Annotated in this window: 17 protein-coding genes; 6 read left to right on the top strand and 11 right to left on the bottom strand. The window is 62.7% G+C overall.

The features are described 5' to 3' along the window. Window position 1: 1 nt before the first annotated feature. From D0B32_RS06845 to deoC, 7 genes are all read right to left on the bottom strand, one after another. Window positions 2-1,534, bottom strand: coding sequence for a sugar ABC transporter ATP-binding protein (locus tag D0B32_RS06845; protein ID WP_117332995.1), 1,533 nt, complete (start codon window positions 1,532-1,534; stop codon window positions 2-4). A gap of 73 nt (window positions 1,535-1,607) precedes the next feature. Continuing rightward, window positions 1,608-2,612, bottom strand: coding sequence for an autoinducer 2 ABC transporter substrate-binding protein (locus tag D0B32_RS06840; RefSeq protein WP_117332993.1), 1,005 nt, complete (start codon window positions 2,610-2,612; stop codon window positions 1,608-1,610). Between the two features lie 110 nt (window positions 2,613-2,722). After that, window positions 2,723-3,754: an ABC transporter permease gene (locus D0B32_RS06835; RefSeq protein WP_117332991.1), complete on the bottom strand. Its 1,032-nt coding sequence runs from the start codon at window positions 3,752-3,754 to the stop codon at window positions 2,723-2,725. Between the two features lie 54 nt (window positions 3,755-3,808). After that, window positions 3,809-4,771, bottom strand: a complete 963-nt coding sequence (gene rbsK, locus D0B32_RS06830) for a ribokinase (protein ID WP_117332989.1) — start codon at window positions 4,769-4,771, stop codon at window positions 3,809-3,811. Next, window positions 4,768-5,244 (bottom strand): RbsD/FucU family protein, encoded by a 477-nt coding sequence (locus tag D0B32_RS06825; RefSeq protein ID WP_117332987.1) that lies wholly within the window; start codon window positions 5,242-5,244, stop codon window positions 4,768-4,770. The genes rbsK and D0B32_RS06825 overlap by 4 nt, the downstream gene beginning before the upstream one ends. Window positions 5,245-5,293: 49 nt before the next feature. Continuing rightward, entirely contained in the window at window positions 5,294-7,705 is a 2,412-nt protein-coding gene (locus D0B32_RS06820) for an aldehyde dehydrogenase family protein (protein ID WP_117332985.1), read from the bottom strand. A gap of 13 nt (window positions 7,706-7,718) precedes the next feature. Beyond that, entirely contained in the window at window positions 7,719-8,729 is a 1,011-nt protein-coding gene (gene deoC, locus D0B32_RS06815; RefSeq protein WP_117332983.1) for a deoxyribose-phosphate aldolase, read from the bottom strand. A gap of 340 nt (window positions 8,730-9,069) precedes the next feature. Here deoC and D0B32_RS06810 point away from each other — a divergent pair, with 340 nt between their 5' ends. The 3 genes from D0B32_RS06810 to D0B32_RS06800 all read left to right on the top strand — a co-directional run bounded on the left by D0B32_RS06810 (window position 9,070) and on the right by D0B32_RS06800 (window position 11,207). Beyond that, on the top strand, window positions 9,070-9,663 hold the full coding sequence (locus tag D0B32_RS06810; RefSeq protein ID WP_117332981.1) for a cytochrome b/b6 domain-containing protein: 594 nt from the start codon (window positions 9,070-9,072) through the stop codon (window positions 9,661-9,663). A gap of 2 nt (window positions 9,664-9,665) precedes the next feature. Further along, complete coding sequence (locus D0B32_RS06805) at window positions 9,666-10,457, top strand: molybdopterin-dependent oxidoreductase (RefSeq protein ID WP_117332979.1); 792 nt, start codon at window positions 9,666-9,668, stop codon at window positions 10,455-10,457. Between the two features lie 135 nt (window positions 10,458-10,592). Next, the gene (locus D0B32_RS06800; protein ID WP_117332977.1) at window positions 10,593-11,207 is read left to right on the top strand and encodes a hypothetical protein; all 615 of its coding nucleotides are present in this window, start codon (window positions 10,593-10,595) and stop codon (window positions 11,205-11,207) included. Window positions 11,208-11,231: 24 nt separating this feature from the next. On the opposite strand, the gene D0B32_RS06795 is transcribed toward D0B32_RS06800, so the two are convergent. Beyond that, window positions 11,232-11,483: a hypothetical protein gene (locus D0B32_RS06795; RefSeq protein ID WP_117332975.1), complete on the bottom strand. Its 252-nt coding sequence runs from the start codon at window positions 11,481-11,483 to the stop codon at window positions 11,232-11,234. Window positions 11,484-11,531: 48 nt separating this feature from the next. Then, window positions 11,532-11,900, bottom strand: coding sequence for a nuclear transport factor 2 family protein (locus D0B32_RS06790; RefSeq protein WP_117332973.1), 369 nt, complete (start codon window positions 11,898-11,900; stop codon window positions 11,532-11,534). A 134-nt stretch (window positions 11,901-12,034) separates the two neighbouring features. On the opposite strand from D0B32_RS06790, the gene D0B32_RS06785 reads away from it, so the two are divergent. The 3 genes from D0B32_RS06785 (at window position 12,035) to flhC (ending at window position 14,629) form a co-directional block, all read left to right on the top strand. Next, window positions 12,035-12,958: a helix-turn-helix domain-containing protein gene (locus tag D0B32_RS06785; protein WP_117332971.1), complete on the top strand. Its 924-nt coding sequence runs from the start codon at window positions 12,035-12,037 to the stop codon at window positions 12,956-12,958. Between the two features lie 747 nt (window positions 12,959-13,705). Beyond that, window positions 13,706-14,026, top strand: a complete 321-nt coding sequence (gene flhD / locus D0B32_RS06780) for a flagellar transcriptional regulator FlhD (RefSeq protein WP_117332969.1) — start codon at window positions 13,706-13,708, stop codon at window positions 14,024-14,026. Window positions 14,027-14,038: 12 nt separating this feature from the next. Continuing rightward, window positions 14,039-14,629 (top strand): flagellar transcriptional regulator FlhC, encoded by a 591-nt coding sequence (gene flhC, locus D0B32_RS06775; protein WP_117332968.1) that lies wholly within the window; start codon window positions 14,039-14,041, stop codon window positions 14,627-14,629. Between the two features lie 95 nt (window positions 14,630-14,724). Here the strand turns inward: flhC and D0B32_RS06770 are convergent, their stop codons facing one another. Together D0B32_RS06770 and D0B32_RS06765 are read right to left on the bottom strand one after the other, a co-directional pair. After that, window positions 14,725-16,050, bottom strand: coding sequence for an Nramp family divalent metal transporter (locus D0B32_RS06770; RefSeq protein WP_117332966.1), 1,326 nt, complete (start codon window positions 16,048-16,050; stop codon window positions 14,725-14,727). A 60-nt stretch (window positions 16,051-16,110) separates the two neighbouring features. Then, window positions 16,111-17,325 carry an acyl-CoA dehydrogenase family protein gene (locus tag D0B32_RS06765; RefSeq protein ID WP_117332964.1) on the bottom strand — a complete coding sequence of 405 codons (1,215 nt, stop codon included), beginning with the start codon at window positions 17,323-17,325 and terminating at the stop codon, window positions 16,111-16,113. Window positions 17,326-17,612: the final 287 nt, after the last annotated feature.

The following is a 17,612-nucleotide window of genomic DNA, read 5'->3' as shown; positions in this document are numbered from 1 at the left end:
TCTACGCCGCTTCCGACAGCAGCGCGTGATAAAGGTCGGCTTCGTGCAGGTTGCCGGCCTGGTATTCGTTTGCAACGCGGCCCTTCTTCATCATCAGGATCCGGTCGCAGTTCTGCAGCAGTTCGGGCAGATCGTCGCTGATCAGGATGATGCCGATGCCCCGTTGCGACAGGCCCTGCATGATGCGATAGATGATGTCTTTCGAGCCCACGTCCACACCGACTGTCGGACCATGCAGGATCAGCACGCGCGGATCGATGGCGAGCCAGCGGCCGATCAGCACGCGCTGCTGGTTGCCGCCGGAAAGCGACTGCACGGGTTTGTCGACATCGGGCGTCGCGATCTGCAGTTCCTTGACGGTATTCACCGCCAGCGTCTGTGCGCGGTCGCGGTCGATCTGGCCAAAGCGGTCGCGCAGGCTCGAGATCATCGCCGTGATGACGTTGTCGCGAATCGGCTTGTCCAGAAAGAGCCCTTCGTTCAGGCGGTCTTCCGGCACGTAACCAATTCGGTGATCTTTTGCATCCGAAGGCGTGCGCAACGTAATGCGCTTGCCGTCCAGCACGATCTCGCCATGCTGCGCGGGCGCGACACCTGCCAGCGCGCGCGCCAGCTCGTTACGTCCTGAATCCAGCAAGCCCGTTACGCCGAGAATCTCGCCGCGATGCAGCGCGAACGACACGTCCGCAAACTGCCCAGTGCGCGTGAGGCCGCTCACGTTCAGCACGACTTCCTCGCCGTAGCCGCTTTCGCGATACCGTTCGTTCGAGAGTTGCCGGCCGGTCATCAGTTCGCTGATCTGGGCCTTGGTGTAATCGGTGATCGGGCCTTGCGCCATCTTCTGGCCGTCGCGCAGCACGATCACTTCGCCGCCAATCGCATAGCACTCGTCCAGCTTGTGGCTGACGAACAGCACCGTCACGCCCTGCGCGCGCAGATTGCCGAGCACCGCGATCAGGTTGTCCACTTCTTTCTGTGTGAGCGAGGTGGTGGGTTCGTCCATGATGACAAACTTCGCCTCGCTCGCAATGCCGCGTGCAATCGCCACCAGTTGACGCGTGGCGAGCGGCAGTTCTTCGATGAGCGTGCTTTGAAACTCCGCGTCGCCGGGCAGACCCACCGCCGCCAGTGCGCGGGCTGCCGTTTGCGCCAGCGCGCGGCGGTCGAAGGTGCGCGCAAGGCGTCCCTGATTGCCCGCCAGCTCCGAGGTCAGCGCGACGTTTTCCGCGACGCTCATGTTCGGCAGCAGCGACAGATCCTGATACACGGTCTCGATGCCCGCCTCGAGCGATTCGAGCGCCGAGAGACGCGCGTGCGACACACCGTCGATAATCAGTTCGCCTTCATCCGGCGGCTGCGCGCCGGAGATAATCTTGATCAACGTGCTCTTGCCGCAGCCGTTTTCGCCGAGCAGGTGATAGATCTGCCCGCGCTGAAACGACAGGCTCACGCCACGCAACGCATGCACGCCGGTGAAACGCTTGTGCACGCCAACCACTTGCAGGAACGGCACGGAAGCAGCGTCTGAATTCATAGTCCAATCGCAACCTGATAAAAGTGTGTCCCCTCGTGCAACGCCAGGCGCCGCGCGAGGGGACGTCTACTACTTAGAACGAGTAGTTCTTGTAGTTCGACTTGTCGACATCCACCCAGCCCTGGCCGCGCACGATGATGCCCTTGCCCGGACCCTTGCTCACGGTGACCTTCTCGTAGCCCGGCAGGCCGAGGTTGTCGCCGTCATGCACGGTCTTGCCCTGGATCAGCATCAGCGCGATCTTGTTCATCGCGATGCCAGCGAGCTTCGGATCCCAGAACGAAATGCCGTTGATAGCACCGCTTTCGAGGAACTTGCCCGCTTCACCCGGCAGACCCGTGCCGTACACGCAGATCTTGCCTTGCAGGCCGGCTTCTTCAACCGCGCGCCCAATGCCGATCACGTCGAGCGACGACGAACCCTGGAAGCCCTTCAGGTCCGGATGCTTGCGCAGCACTTCCTTGGCGACTTCATAGGCACGTTCGCCGTCGTTGTTGGTTTCGAGCTTCGGCTCGACCAGATCCATCTTCGGATACTTGGCCTTCGCGTTGCCGATCCCGCCATCGGCCCACTGCACCTGCGAGCGGCTGCCGAGCGAGCCCACCAGCACGGCCCACTTGCCTTCGTCGTGCATGCACGAAGCCAGATGCTGGTTCAGGTTCGCACCGTAGGCGGTGTTGTCGAACGCTTCGACGTCGACCATCGTGTTCTTCTCGTTGTCCGCTTCATGCGTGACCACCTTGATGCCGCGGTCCATCGCCTTCTTCAGCGCGGGTTCGAGCGTAGGCGGATCGTACGGCACCACGGCCAGCGCATCGACCTTCTTGGCGATCAGGTCTTCGATGATCTTCAACTGCTGCGCGGCATCGGCCTGGCCCGGTCCGGTCTGATAGGCCGTCACGCCCGCGTTGTCCTTGGCGAACTGCTTCACGCCTTCGTCCATGCGGTTGAACCAGTTGATGCCGGTCACCTTCACCACCGTGACGATCGTCACGTTGTTCGCTGCATGGGCCGCGGCCATCACGCCCACCGTGAGAACGCCTGCTGCAAGCGCGGCGGTCAATCGATTCAGTTTCATGCCAAGTCTCCTTTTTTCTTTCGATGTCGCCCTGCTTCACGGTTGCGGACATCCAGGGCCCCACGTCCGCTACGTACCAAACCTGCCTGTGTGAGATTTCCTCGCTGACCCTAACGTTTCACGGCCGAATCGACGCGCGGCTTGAAGCCGAAGATCGCGCTGATACGCTCGCCGCCTGCAAACGCCAGCGACAGCAACAGCAAAAAGCCAAACGCGCAGTCGCCAAAAAACTGCGACACGCCCATCAGATTGAACAGACTCGCGAGAAATTGCAGCACCGTTGCTGCGAAAAACACCGAGATGATGCGGCCACGGCCACCGGCCGGATTGACGCCGCCCATCACCGCAATCAGGATCGCGATCAGCAGATACGAGTTACCGTAGTCCCATTTCGCGCTGGACGTATGCGTGGCGCTGATGAGACCAGCGAGCGAAGCGAGCACGCCGCACATCGTGTACGTGACGATCAGCATGCGGGCGCGCGGAATGCCGGCGTAAAACGCGGCCTTCGGATTGGTGCCCATCAGATACAGACGCATGCCGAACGGACTGCGTTTGAGGAGCCACCCGAGCACGACAATGGCGGCAATGAACACGACGAAGGAAATGGGAATCTGCAGCCAGGTGCCGTTGCCGATATCCGAAAGCTGATCGACGTATTCCACCGGCACCGAAGCGCCGTTGCTCAGCACCACCGCGATACCGGTGAACAGCAACTGCGTGCCGAGCGTACAGAGAATCGGCGTGAGCCGCAGCTTGGCGATGACCACGCCGTTCAGCAGGCCACCGAGCAGGCCCATCACCACGACGATCACGCAGAAGAGCGCGGTGTAGGCGAGCGGCGATGCGTCGGCGCTGATGAGCTTGGGCATCAGCAGCGCGGCGACCATGCCCGACAGATTGGCGAGGCCGACGCCGGACAGGTCGATACCGCCATTGCCCGAGATCATCGACAGCATGATGCCGAGCGCGAGCAGCCCCAGTTCGGGCAACTGGCTGCCCATCGACTGCAGGTTGTCGATATCCACGAACTGGCCGTGCGACAGCCAGGTCGCCACCAGCACGACCAGCACGTTGACGATCAGCAGGAAGTTGAGCTGCCGGTCGCCAAACATTTTTCCAGGAGCAAACGAAGACTTCATGGTAAGGACGAACTCCTTATTGCACCGCTTGATACGCTGTGACTAATTAGCCGGCTATCTGGCTGACACTGGTTGACCCGCCTGCCGCAACACTTCGTTCACTTCGGCGAGGGTCGGCATGGAGGGCGCCGTGCCCGGACGCGTCACGGAGATGCCCGCCAGCGCGCAACCGAAGCGCATGGCGTCCACTGGATCGGCGCCGCGTGCGAGCGCGGCCGCGAAGCCACCCGTAAAGCCATCGCCGGCACCCGCCGTTTCCACCACGCGTCCGCACTGGAACGCCGGCACCAGCACCGATTGCGACGCCGAATGCAGCAACGCGCCTGCCTCACCCAGCGTGACGATCACGGTGCCCACGCCTTTGGCGAGCAGCACGTCGGCGGCGCGGCGTGCGTCGTCCACCGACTGGATCGGCACGCCCGTCAGCGTCGTGGCTTCCGTTTCGTTCGGCGTGATGTAGTCGCACAGCGGGAAAATATCGTCTTCGAGCGGCACGGCGGGCGCGGGGTTGAACACCGTCGTCACACCGTGGCGGCGCGCCACTTCGAGGCCACGCCGCGCCGCGGCGAGCGGCTGCTCCAGTTGCGTGACGAAGACTTTCGCGGCGCGGATATCCGCTTCGATCGCATCCACGTCGCCCGCGTTCATGGTGCCCGCTGCGCCCGATGCGACGATGATCGCGTTCTTGCCGTTGGTTTCGTCGACGAAGATATGCGCGGCGCCGGTCGAGACGCCATCCACGGTGGTGGCGCGCGCCGTGATGCCTTCAGCGGCCCAGGTGGAGCGCGCAATCGAGCCAAACGCGTCGTTGCCAATGCGCGTGCAGAACACCACCTTGGCGCCGGCTCGCGCGGCCGCGACAGCCTGATTCGAACCCTTGCCGCCCGGCCCCATTGCGAAGGCCGAACCGGCGATGGTTTCGCCGATCAGCGGCATGCGTTCCGCGCGGAACGTCAGGTCGGTGACATAGATGCCGAGAATCACTACTTGCCCGGCCTGTTGAGACAACGTGCTCATTCGCGGCGCTCCGTGGCAGCGGGGGCGTCTGGCGCAAGCAGCACACCCTTCGTGAAGACAAAGCAGCCGTATCCGCGTTCTTCGCTGGTGGCGATCACGCAGTAGGCTTTTTTCGCGCGCTCATAGAACGCGAACCGTTCGATCGACGCGAACGGCACCTCGCGCCCTTCCGCGGCATTCACTTCTTGCTGCGCTTCGCGCTGCACGGCGGGAATCGTGTTCGGCTCGCCGACCACTTCCATGCGCGAGGCCGGCGACTCGACAAAGCTGTCCAGCGGCAGCACCGACAGCACGGCACGCACGGCGCGTGCAGCGTTCACGTCGAGACGCAGCAGCTTGCCCAGCACCGTGGCACGCGCCACGGAGTCGCCAGGGAAATTCGCATCGCAGATCACGACTTCGTCGCCGTGGCCCATTGCCCGCAGTGCATGCAGTACATCGGCATTCAACAGCGGGTCCAGATTTTTCAGCATGGTGTCTCCTCCATGTTCAATCATTGACGACCGGTCCGCTTCTGGACGATCAGTCTCCGTAAGGAATCCAGATGTTCTTCACCTGCATCGCGTGACGCAGCCACAGCGGGCCTTCGGTCGAACGGTCGAACCAGTCGAACTGGCGCCCATGATCGACGAAGGTGCGCTTCAGATTGCCGACCGACGCGCTTTCCACCAGCTTCGCATCAGCCGCGCTGCCGAAGCACCAGAGCGCGTCCACGTCGTCGTGTTTCGCGAGCGCCGGCAGCAATGCCGCACGCTCGCCGGTGACGATATTCACGACGCCGCCCGGTACGTCCGAAGTTTCGAGTACCTGGTACAGATCCGTTGCCGTCAGCGGGCAAGCCTCGCTCGGCAGCACGACTACACGGTTGCCCATCGCCAGCGCCGGTCCGAGCAACGACACGAGGGACAGCAGCGGCGCTTCATCCGGACAGGCAATGCCGATCACACCGAGCGGTTCGTTCATGGCCAGCGCAACGCCGCGCAGCGGCGGCGTGTGCACGGCGCCATCGAACTTGTCGGCCCACGCGCCGTAGGTGAAGAGGCGCGTAACGGCGGCTTCGACTTCCGCATGCGCGGCAGCTTCCGCGACACCCGTACGCGTCACCAGTTGCCGTGCAAATTCGTCGGCACGTACTGCCAGATTCTCAGCCAGGTAAAACAATACCTGAGCGCGGTTATGCGTGCTGGCCGCGGACCACTTCGCCGCTCCCCGCGCCGCCTCGACCGCATTACGAATGTCCTTGCGATTGCCCGCGCCCACTTCGCCGACCATCTCGCCGGCCGGGTTATACACCGTCAGCGAATTGCCGCCATCGGGACGGGCCTGCTTGCCGCCGATGAAGAGCTTCGCGGTGCGGTCGATCGGGGTGATGTTGGCGAACGCGTCGGCGAACCCCGCATCGCGGTCTGCACCATGATTGCGCGTTGCTGCATCCCTGGGCCGCTCGGTGAGCTTAAGCCAGGCGCGCGGCTTCAGATATTCGTAGATGCCCTCGCGGCCGCCTTCGCGGCCATAACCGGATTCGCGGTAGCCGCCAAAACCGACACCCGCATCGAACAGATTGGTCGCATTGACCCACACGACGCCGCACGCCAGACGCGGTGCGATGTCGAGCGCGCGCCCGATAGTCTCGCTCCACACGCTCGCGGCGAGGCCGTAACGCGTGTTGTTGGCGAGCGCAATTGCTTCGTCAGGGGTACGAAAGCTCATCGTCACCAGCACCGGTCCGAAGATTTCTTCCTGCGCGAGCGTCGAAGCAGGGGCCACGCCCGTGATCAGCGTGGGCGGGTAAAAACAGCCTCGCGTGGGCAGCGACGTGTCGGCACCTTCGGCCTGATACACCGCGCAGCCTTCGATACGCCCCGCTTCCACCAGCGACTGGATACGCTCGAGTTGCACCGGATCGACGATCGCGCCCATATCAATGCTCTTGTCGAGCGACGGGCCCACGCGCAGCGACTCCATGCGGCGCTTGAGCTTTTCGATGAAGCGCGCTTCCACGCCTTCCTGCACCAGCAGACGCGAACCGGCGCAGCACACCTGCCCCTGGTTGAACCAGATGGCGTCCACGACGCCTTCCACAGCGCTGTCCAGATCCGCGTCGTCGAACACGATGAAGGGCGACTTGCCGCCGAGTTCGAGCGTCAGCGATTTGCCGGTGCCCGCGGTAACCGAACGAATCTGCCGGCCCACTTCGGTCGAGCCGGTGAACGCCAGCTTGTTGACGTCGGGATGTTCGACCAGCGCGGCGCCCGTACGGCCATCGCCGGTCACGACATTGATCACACCCGCCGGCAAGCCGGCACGGTGCGCGAGTTCAGCGAACAGCAAGGCAGTGAGCGGCGTGTATTCAGCGGGCTTCAATACGATGCAATTGCCGGTGGCGATGGCCGGGGCGATCTTCCACGCCAGCATCAACAACGGGAAATTCCACGGCACGATCTGACCGACGACGCCAAGCGGCGCGTAATCGGCGAATTCGCTTTCCTGCAATTGCGCCCAACCCGCGTGATGCAGGAAGTGACGCGCCACCAGCGGGATGTCGAGATCACGCGTCTCGCGGATCGGCTTGCCGTTGTCGAGCGCTTCCAGCACCGCGAACAGCCGGCTGTGCCGCTGCACCATGCGCGCCAGTGCGTACAGGTGACGCGCCCGGCCTGCTCCGCCCAGCGCCAGCCAACCCGGCTGGGCCGCGCGTGCGGCGGCGACGGCGGCGTCGATATCCGCCGTGTCACCCTGGGCGACCTGCGCGAGCAGTTCACCCGTAGCGGGTTCGCGCGACTCGAAGTGCTCGCCCGAAGCCGGTTCGCGCCACGCGCCATTGATGAAATGCCCGAAGCGCGCATCGTGCTGCGCCAACCACGCGCGGGCGGGCTGATCGTCCTCCGGTGCGGGACCGTACTCCATCGAAGAAAAATATTCGGCTACGCTCATGGGATCGATCTGCTCAGGCAACGGGGTGACGGTTGAAAGCGGAGTAACGGCCGCTAACGTAATGTTCGAGCTGGCGTTCGATGTCGGCCAACAGGCTCGACGCGCCAATGCGGAACAGTTCGGGTTCGAGCCAGGCGCGGCCCAGCTCTTCTTTCATCAGGATCTGATAGTTCAGCACGGACTTCGCCGTGGACACACCGCCGGCCGGCTTGAAGCCGATCAGGATGCCGGTGCGTTCGTGGTACTCGCGCATCATCCGCACCATGACCAGCGAAACGTCGAGCGTGGCGTTCACGCCTTCCTTGCCGGTGGAGGTCTTGATGAAGTCGGCGCCAGCCATCATGCAGACCATCGACGCACGCGCCACGTTCGAGAGCGTGCGGATATCGCCGGTGGCCAGAATGGCTTTCAGATGCGCCGGACCGCAGGCCGCGCGGAAGTCGCGCACCTCGTCATAGAGCGCCTGCCAGTTGCCGGTCAGCACGTACTCGCGGGTCACGACGATGTCGATTTCCTGCGCGCCGTCAGCCACCGACGCCTCGATTTCCTTGAGCTTCAGCGGATGCGGAATCAGGCCAGCCGGAAAACCGGTGGAGACTGCCGCGACCGGAATGCCGCTGCCTTGCAGCGCATCCACCGCCGCACCTACGAAGCGGTGATACACGCACACCGCGCCCGTGGTGATGGAGTTCGGCGCAATGCCGAGCGCACTCAGGATGTCGGCGCGCACCGGCTGACGCGCTTTGGCACAGAGACGCCGCACGCGGCCCTCGGTGTCGTCGCCGTTCAGCGTGGTGAGGTCGATGCAGGTCACCGCTTTAAGCAGCCATGCTGCCTGGGCGTCTTTCTTGACCGAACGCCGCGTACCGAGCGTTGCGGTTCGTCGCTCGACCGCCGACTGGTTGACACGCAGGCCATCGAGCCACGAGGCGTCGAACGGCACGCCAGGGTTGCGTTCAGGATGAACGGCCACGGAGCGCCGCAGCGCGATGACCGATGAAGATAACGAAGGAGCTTCAGGCATAAGACGTCCGTGACTTTGTGCGTTGCACAACAACGGCTGGTGGTTTATTCGCAACCATCCTACCGCGATTGATAGGATCGTAACAAGTGTCGTTACGATCATTTCCTTATATCGCAGAAGGGTGATAAGTCGGAAACGCTCACCGCTAGGCAAACGTCGCCTTGACCATTGGGATTTTCACTGACGCAATCAGCCTTCGCCAACGGGAAGCGGTGTCACCACACAGGCTGGAAAAAATCTTTCTCCGTCTATGGAATAACAGGTCCCATAACGCTGTTCATGCCGGTATTGCCGCGAATACAAGGCTGCCCTCCATGACACTTCCATCAACGGGACCGCTGTGAGTCACGTCACCATTCAACCCATCTGGGTCCGCATTACGCACTGGATCAACGCGCTCGCCGTCGTGCTCATGGTGATGAGCGGGTGGCAGGTCTATGACGCGTCACCCATCTTTCCGGCCCTGACCTTTGCGCCCGCCATCACGCTGGGCGGCTGGCTGGGCGGCGCACTGCTCTGGCATTTCGCGGTGATGTGGCTGCTGGTTGGCAACTTCCTCGTCTATCTTGCGCTCAATTTCGCCTCAGGGCGCTTTACGCGCAAGCTGCTGCCGCTGACTCCGAAATCGCTCGTGAACGACATCGTGGCCACCGTGCGTGGCAAGCTTTCACATGGCGATCTATCGCATTACAACGCGATTCAGAAACTGGCTTACCTGGTGGTGATCGCCGATATCGTGCTGCTCGTGCTGTCCGGACTTGCCGTCTGGAAGTCGGTGCAGTTTCCGCTGCTGCGCACCTTGATGGGCGGTTACGACAATGCGCGCGTCGTGCATTTCGTAGCCATGAGCGTACTGGTGGCGTTCTTCGTCGTGCATGTGGTGATGGTTGCACTCGTGCCGCGCTCGCTCCTTCTGATGATTCGCGGACGATAGCCATGAGTCTGTTCAAACCCAACCGCAGGCAGGACACGCTGCTGACCGCTCACGCCTCTTCCATCATCAAGGACGCCCAGCGCGAACTGAAAGACCCCGCGCGGCGCCTGCTCGGCAAACGCATTCTTTCGCTCGGCGGCCTCGCGCTGTTGTCCGGTTGCGATCTGAGCAACGACAAGTCGGTGAATACGATGCTGCGCAAGATGTCGTACTTCAACGACGACATGCAGGCGCTGCTGTTCGATCCAAAGCGGATGGCGCCGACATATCCGGAATCGATGATCACGCGGCCGTTTCCGTTCAATGCGTTCTACGACATCGACGAAGTGCCGGAAGTGGATGCCGGCAGCTACCGCCTGCAGGTCAGCGGCCTCGCGCAAGGCAAACGCGTGTGGACGCTCGACGAACTGCGCGCGCTGCCGCAGGAAGACCAGATCACCCGGCACATCTGCATCGAAGGCTGGAGCGCGATCGGCCACTGGGGCGGCGTGCGCTTCTCCGACTTCCTCAAACGCGCCGGCGCCGATACCACCGCGAAGTATGTGTCGCTGCACTGCGCGGACAACTACTGGACCAGCATCGACATGCCCACGGCCCTGCATGCGCAGACACTTTTGACGCTGACCTACGACGGCCAGGTGTTGCCGCCCAAATACGGCTTCCCGATGAAGCTGCGCATGCCCACCAAGCTCGGCTACAAGAATCCGAAGCACATCGTTGCCATTAGCGTGACCAACACGTTTCCCGGTGGCTACTGGGAGAACCAGGGCTACAACTGGTTCGGCGGTTCGTGAGCGCGGTCCTTGAGGGTGGCTTGGTTCGCCATCCTGATTAAATAAAACGTTTCATTGAGTCCTCTCGCAACCGGTTTTCGCGTTCTGTTTTCTGCAGGTTGTTGTTTCGTTTAGCCCTTATTTCATGGAGCATTTATGTCTATTCGCCTGAAACTCGGCGTCACGCTGGCCACGCTCGCCTTCGCCGGCGCCGCGCTCGCGCAGACGCCCGCCGTTAAACCCACGCGTATCCGCGGCGACATCGTCTCGCTGAACGGTGACACGCTCACCGTGCATCGCCGCAGCGGCGACACGGTGACGGTCGACGTCAAATCGACGGTGGGCGTCTCCGCCGTCAAGTCGATCCAGCTCGCAGACATCAAGCCGGGCTCGTTCATCGGCACCGCTGCCACGACCGGCACCGACGGCAAGCTGACCGCCACCGAAGTCGTGGTGTTCCCCGAAAGCGCGCGCGGCACGGGCGAAGGTCACTATGCATGGGATCTCGGCCCGAACAGCTCGATGACCAATGCAAACGTGGACACCGTCGTGCAAGGCACCAGCGGCCGTGATCTGAAGCTGTCGTACAAGGGTGGCAACAACGTCGTGACGGTACCGCCCAACGTGCCCATCGTGACGTTTATCCCGGCGGCCCGCACCGATCTGACCGCAGGCAAGAAGGTGTTCGTGGTGGCCACGCCGGCCGCGCAGGGCAGCTTCGAAGCGCAACGCGTGGTGGTCGAAAAAGACGGCGTCGCGCCGCCGATGTAAGTACGCGGGACTGACGGCTGGATGCTATAGACGTCCGGCAAGGCACGGTACGCGTCTACGCCAGCACCAGCGCAGCCAGCCGATCAGTCCCAGCAATACGAGCCCCGCGCCGCCCAGCACCGGCTCGCGCCATGCGAGCAGCGCGGTAAAGGTGAAGGCACGTGCGCCGGCAAGCAAGGCAAAGCCGGCAATCCCGGTGGACACTGCGTCGAGCGCGGCCAGCAGGCGCGCCAGCCGCATCAGCACCACGCGCGCGGCGGCATGGGGCTCGTTCATGGTGTTCTCCTTCTGCTAAACCTTCTGCTAAAGATCGGGGCTGCGGCCTCACGCGGCGCCAGGGCTCGCATCCAGAAAACCCGTCACTGATTGCAGCCGTCCGTTGCTATCGACCACGCCGAAATCCGAACCCTTGATCACCGAAGTGCCCTCCGGCGTCGTCAGCTCCCACGAAAAACGCAAGCGGTTCGCGAAGCCGTCCACCTCGCTGATGCGGCGAAACGTGTGGCGCGGAAAGCGTTCGTGGACGGCGCGAATCATGGCGTCGATGCCGGCATGGCCATCTCCTGACAGCAGGGGATCGAGATACGCGGCATGCGTGTTCCAGGTTGCGGCAATCAGCTCGCGGCGGCTCACCGCATCCGTTTCATTCCAGGCGGCGAAGTAGCGGTCGATCAAATCGGTATGCGGATTCATCACAGACTCCTTCAATAGCGGGCAGGCGGCCCGAGGCTTGGGAGCGCGCAACGCACGGCAAACAACGGCGTGAGTGGCGGGCTCAGAGTGAAGGTTCGTCGATGTGAAGCCGTGCGTCGATTACGCGGGAGGTAATGGATAAGCAGCGTGCTTTGGCTATGATCCTCAGCATGAGCACACTCTCTCCCTCCGGGGCGCCCGGCTCGTCCGACTCGCCCGCGTCCCCCGCGCCCGCATCAGCAGCGAGCCGCAGCGTTGGCGAACTGCTGCGCGACTGGCGCCAGCGGCGTCGCATGAGCCAGTTACTGCTCGCGACCGAAGCCGACATCTCCACGCGCCATCTGAGCTTTGTCGAATCGGGCCGCGCGCTGCCGAGCCGCGAGATGGTGATGCACCTGGCCGAGCGTCTGGACGTGCCGCTACGGGCACGCAACCTGTTGCTGGTCGCGGCCGGGTATGCGCCGCTCTTTCGCGAGCGGCCCTTGAGCGATCCGCAACTTGCGGCGGCACGCGAGGCAGTGGAACTGGTGCTGAAAGGTCACGAGCCGTATCCGGCTTTGGCGGTGGATCGCCACTGGACCATCGTGGCCGCCAATCGCGCCCTTGCGCCGCTGGTGAGCACGGCGTGCGCCGCGCTGCTTGCGCCGCCCGTCAACGCGTTGCGTTTGAGTCTGCATCCCGACGGCATGGCGTCGTCCATCCTCAACTGGCACGCGTGGCGCGCGCATGTGCTGGCGCGGCTGCAAAGGCAGATCGAGGTCAGCGCCGACGATACCCTCGCCTCCCTGCGTGACGAACTCGCCGCCTACCCGGCGCCACCCGCCGCGCCACCCGCCGTGCCGACCGGGCAGGAAGACGGCCACAGCGCCTCGAATCAGATCGCCGTGCCGCTGCGTCTGCGCACGCCATTGGGCGAGTTGTCGTTCTTCAGCACGACCACCGTGTTCGGTACGCCGGTGGATGTCACGCTATCGGAACTGGCCATCGAAGCCTTCTTCCCGGCCGATCCGCAAACCGCGGCGGCGTTACGGGCTTACGCGGAAACGTCCGCGGGTTAAGCCATCCAGCGCGCGGACGCCGCGCAAGCAGCGCCCCGCCACTCCTCCCACAACGGCCATCCGGTGTGCGGTTGTCAAATCGTTTCCGGAGTCAGCCGGCATGTGTCAGGCAGATCGCGCAATTTGTTACGCGCGGCGGGGCGAGACGCCCGGCATGACGGTTACATATCCGGCATCGAGCCCCTCTTTATCATCATTTGTCTGAGTCAACCGTTTCCCGCCTGACCCGTTACAACTGGCAGCAAGTTTGTAACTGCGCTTGCAGCAACTTGTTACAGATAGATGCGGCCCCCAAACCAGGTGAAGAAATCAGTATTTTTTACCCAGTCTTAAAAGGTTTTCCGGCGCGTTTTGTCTTTTTTCTGCTGCATCAGCGTATTCACCTAGAAACACGTGTTTCTTCAGCCCATTTCTGGATCCCCCACCCCGCAAGGGATTGCGGCTATTGGCCGGGACCGAAAACAGATTCATCCGAACAGGTTTGGGCGTATTACAGTGCCGTGAAAAACTTACCGAAAAATGTTGTATTTTTGTGAGATATTTTTTTGAGATGGTATTGCTTTCCTGAATTCCTGTTCATACAATTGCTTCCAAGGTGTTACGAGATGTAACACCCTGTATCAAGAAGTCAGGACCAGCAGGTAGAAGTGACCGAGCGTCGGAGATTACGAGGCCGGCGAGGGTAAAAGAGCATAACGGCAAAAAAATAGCCGACATTAGCAATTCGGGGCTTCGGAAAACACACAAATGGACCGTAGCAGCGAGACGCGGGAATCGATCCGCGAGATCAATTTGTCTTACATCATGCTCGCACAACGTATGTTGCGCGAGGACAAAGCCATCGGGATGTTCCGGTTGGGCTTGTCGTCGGAACTGGCTGACTTGCTGTCTGGGCTGTCGCTTGCCCAGATCGTGAAGCTGGCCTCTTCCGACCAGCTTCTCTGCTTTTTCCGCTTCAATAGCCACACGATGTTGTCGGCGCTGACGCAGACGTCAAAGCATGCAGAAGTAGCGCCGACGCACGCGGCTATCCTGCTGGCAGGCCAGCCAGCCGAGCAGTTCGCTTAATCGGGGAACGCGATGCTCAAGCGCAGCCTGACTGAAGACGCGCAGGAAGTTTTCCGCGCGATCGCGCTGATCGAACTCGGCGCACGCATGCAGGTCCTCGAAAGCGAATTGACGCTTTCGCGCGACCGCATGATCCGCCTGTATCGCGAAGTAAAGGGTGTCTCGCCACCCAAGGGCATGCTGCCGTTTTCGGCGGACTGGTATATGACGTGGCTGGCCAACATCCACGCCTCGCTGTTCTACAACACGTACCTGTTCCTGAAGAAGGAAGCGCGCTGCTCGCATCTGGACGCCCTCACCAAGGGTTACCGGCTGTATCTGGAGCATTGCCAGCATAGCAACACGGAACCCGTACTGGATCTGACGCGGGCGTGGACGCTGGTGCGCTTCTTCGACGCCGATATCCTGCAACTGACGCCGTGCTGCCGTTGCAGCGGCAAATTCGTCGCGCACAAGCACGATTTGCAGCACAACGTGGTATGTGGCGCCTGCCAGCCGCCGTCGCGCGCCGGCAAGACCAAGAAGGCCGCTGCCGCAGCGCGTCTGGAAGCACAAGAGGCGCAGGAAGCGCTCGACGCCACCCAGATCGCCGAAGCCGCCTGAGCTCGAGCAACAGCTAAATCCGAAGTCTGTCTCCGAAGCCTGTCTGACTGTGTCCGGTCAGCCAGGCTCAGCCCATTCTCAAACCCGCTTCACCCTCACCCGCCCCACACCGTCTGCACCACCAGCCACAGGTTGGCCGCGGTGATCACGACGAACAATCCCCATGAGAGCAGACGCGTCGGCAGTCGATTGACGAATTCGCCCATCAGCGAGCGGTCGTTCGTCATACGGATGAGCGGATACAGCGCAAACGGCAATTGCAGGCTCAACACCACCTGGCTTGCCACCAGCAGTTCGCCCACCGCGTCGTTGCCGAGCGTCCGCACGCCGATCAAGGCCGGGATCAGCGCCAGCGCGCGCGTGATGAAACGACGCTGCCAGCACGGAATCTTGAGGTTCAGAAAGCCGTCCATGATGACCTGGCCGGCCACGGTCCCCGTGAACGTGGAGCTTTGCCCCGACGCCAGCAATGTGATGGCAAACAGCACGGCCGCGAAACCGGTGCCGACGATCGGCGCCAGCAGACGGTAAGCGTCCTCGATTTCGGTGACCTGGTTATGCCCGGTCGCGTTGAAGGCAGCGGAAGCGAGAATCAGGATCGCCGCGTTGATCAGCAGCGCGAGGATCAGCGAGACGATCGTATCGAGGCGCGACAGGTTGATGGCCGAGGCGATACTGCGCACATCGCGCTTCACGGCGCGCGTTTGCACGATGGACGAATGCAGATACAGGTTGTGCGGCATGACGGTCGCGCCGAGGATGCCGATGGCCAGATAGAGCGGCTCTCGCGTGCTGAGGGCCTGCCACGACGGCACGAGCCCCGCCGCCACCGCTGGCCAATGCGGATGCACCAACACCAGTTGCACGACATAGCCGAGGCCAATGGTGGCGATCAGGCCGAGAATGATCGCTTCGAGATCGCGGAAATTCTTGCCCTTCAGCCCGAGCACGATCAGCGTATCGAAAGCGGTGAGAATCACGCCGGTGGTCAGCGAGCATTTGAACAGCAGATGAAACGCCAGCGCACCGCCCAGCACTTCGGCCAGATCGCACGCGACGATCGATATCTCGGCGAGGATCCATTGCACCCACGCCACCGCCGGCGAGTAACGCGCGCGCGACAGTTTCGCGAGATCCTGACCGGTCGCGATACCGAGCCGCATGCTCAGACACTGCAACGCCATCGCCGCGAGGCTCGACAGCACCACCACGAACAGCAGGCTGTAGCCGTAACGCGAACCCGCTTCGATATCCGTGGCCCAGTTGCCCGGGTCCATATAGCCAATGGAAATCAGCAGACCGGGGCCGGCGAATTGCAGGATCTTCTTCCACAGCGGCGCGGTGGGCGGAACCGCGACGGTCCCTTGAACCTCGGACGGACAGAACGGCGCGGTCGCCGTGGTGGGCAGTTTGAAGGGCAAGCCGGTGACCTCTCGAGGTGGACGAAGCGGCGACACCGAAGAGGCGCGCCGCGATCGGCCTCAAGTGTACAAAGAAACTTCCGGCAATGTCCCGGTTAGCGCGTAGCGGCCCACGTCGCGCACGCGGTAGTCGAGAGGATCATGCAGCGTATGCACGCGGGCGTTGCGCCAGAACCGGTCCAGCGCGAGCGGCGCATGAGTGGCACGCGCGCCGCAGGCGTCGAACAGGTTCTCGCTCACTTCCAGCGCCGCGCGATGGGCGAGAATCCTCGCCTCGGAGGTGGCCAGCGCAACCTGCGCGCGTGTTTCGGCGGAAAGCGCGGTGCCCTCGTTCCACGCGCTGTCCAACGCCTGAGCCGCGCGCTCGGCCAAGGCCTCCGCGCTAACCGTCTGCAGACGCATCTCGCCAAAACGCTGGATCAGATAGGGGTCGTCCGTCGCTTTCTCTACGCCAGAACTGATCCACGGCCGGCCGTGCTGTGTCACGTAACCGCGGGCTTCTTCGAGCGCACCCTCGGCAATGCCGACGAACAGGTTCGTCAACACCAGTTGCGACACCAGCGTGCGCAAGGTGGCGTGCGGCGTGGGCGGTGTCTCCGAACGGTGCAGCACTTCGTCCGCGTCGACGCGCACATCCGCAAATGACACACTGCCGCTATCCGTCTGCCGCTGACCAATCGGATTCCAGTCTTCATTGACCGTGATGCCTTCGCGCGTGGTCGGCACCACTGCGAATATCGGCTTGCCGGTTTGCGGATCGTGCGCCGACACCGTCATCATCTGCGAGCCGCGCGTGCCCGAGCAAAAACCCTTCTGACCGTTCAGACGAAAGCCGCCATCGGACGTGGCGGTGGCGATCAAGCGGGTGTCGAGTGGATTCACGGCATTGCCCCACCACCAGCGCTGCTCCACGGTGCCACGTAGATAACGCTCGCGTTGGGCCTGGTTACCCCACACGTCGACGCTCACCACCTGAAGACACTGAAAGCCGAGCAGATGCGCCAGGGCGCTATCCACACGGGCGATTGCGCGAATCGTTTGATAGACCACCGGCCACGGCGTACCCGCGCCGCCAAACTCTCGCGGCACGGCAATCGTCAGCAGACCCGCGTCGGCGATCCACTGCTTTTCCTCGGCAGCGTGCCCGCCGTCGCGATCACGCTGCGCTGCGGTGGCGCGCAACGCGTCGAGCAGACGAGTCAGATCGTCAGGGTGAAGCCCTGATCCAACCGGCGTTTGCGGATTCAAGGAAGCCAGGCGGCCCGGTTCGTTCATGCAATCTCCGATGAGCGACGCTCGTCAGCAACGCTTCATGCTAACCCAACTGCGCTGCACGGGGTGCGGCGCTTCGGGTAAGCGGGTGCGCGTGGGTACGTCTGGTTCAGGGGGAAGTTCCGGCGGCGGGTTCGCACCGGGTAAGGCGCGGATCATCATAGCGGCGCGAGATAGCGCGGTCTACGAAGCGTTTTTTGGAAGGAAAGTGCGCAAAGCGATATGCAGCGCAAAGAGGCGGGATGTGACGACGCCGCTATGGATCACATAGCGGCGTCTTTGAAGAAACG

It is taken from the genome of Paraburkholderia sp. DHOC27 (genome assembly GCF_003429005.1).
In the GTDB taxonomy this organism is placed as follows: domain Bacteria; phylum Pseudomonadota; class Gammaproteobacteria; order Burkholderiales; family Burkholderiaceae; genus Paraburkholderia.
The sequence above is the reverse complement of the archived record's forward strand: the minus strand, read 5'-3'. Positions and strand labels throughout refer to the sequence as shown.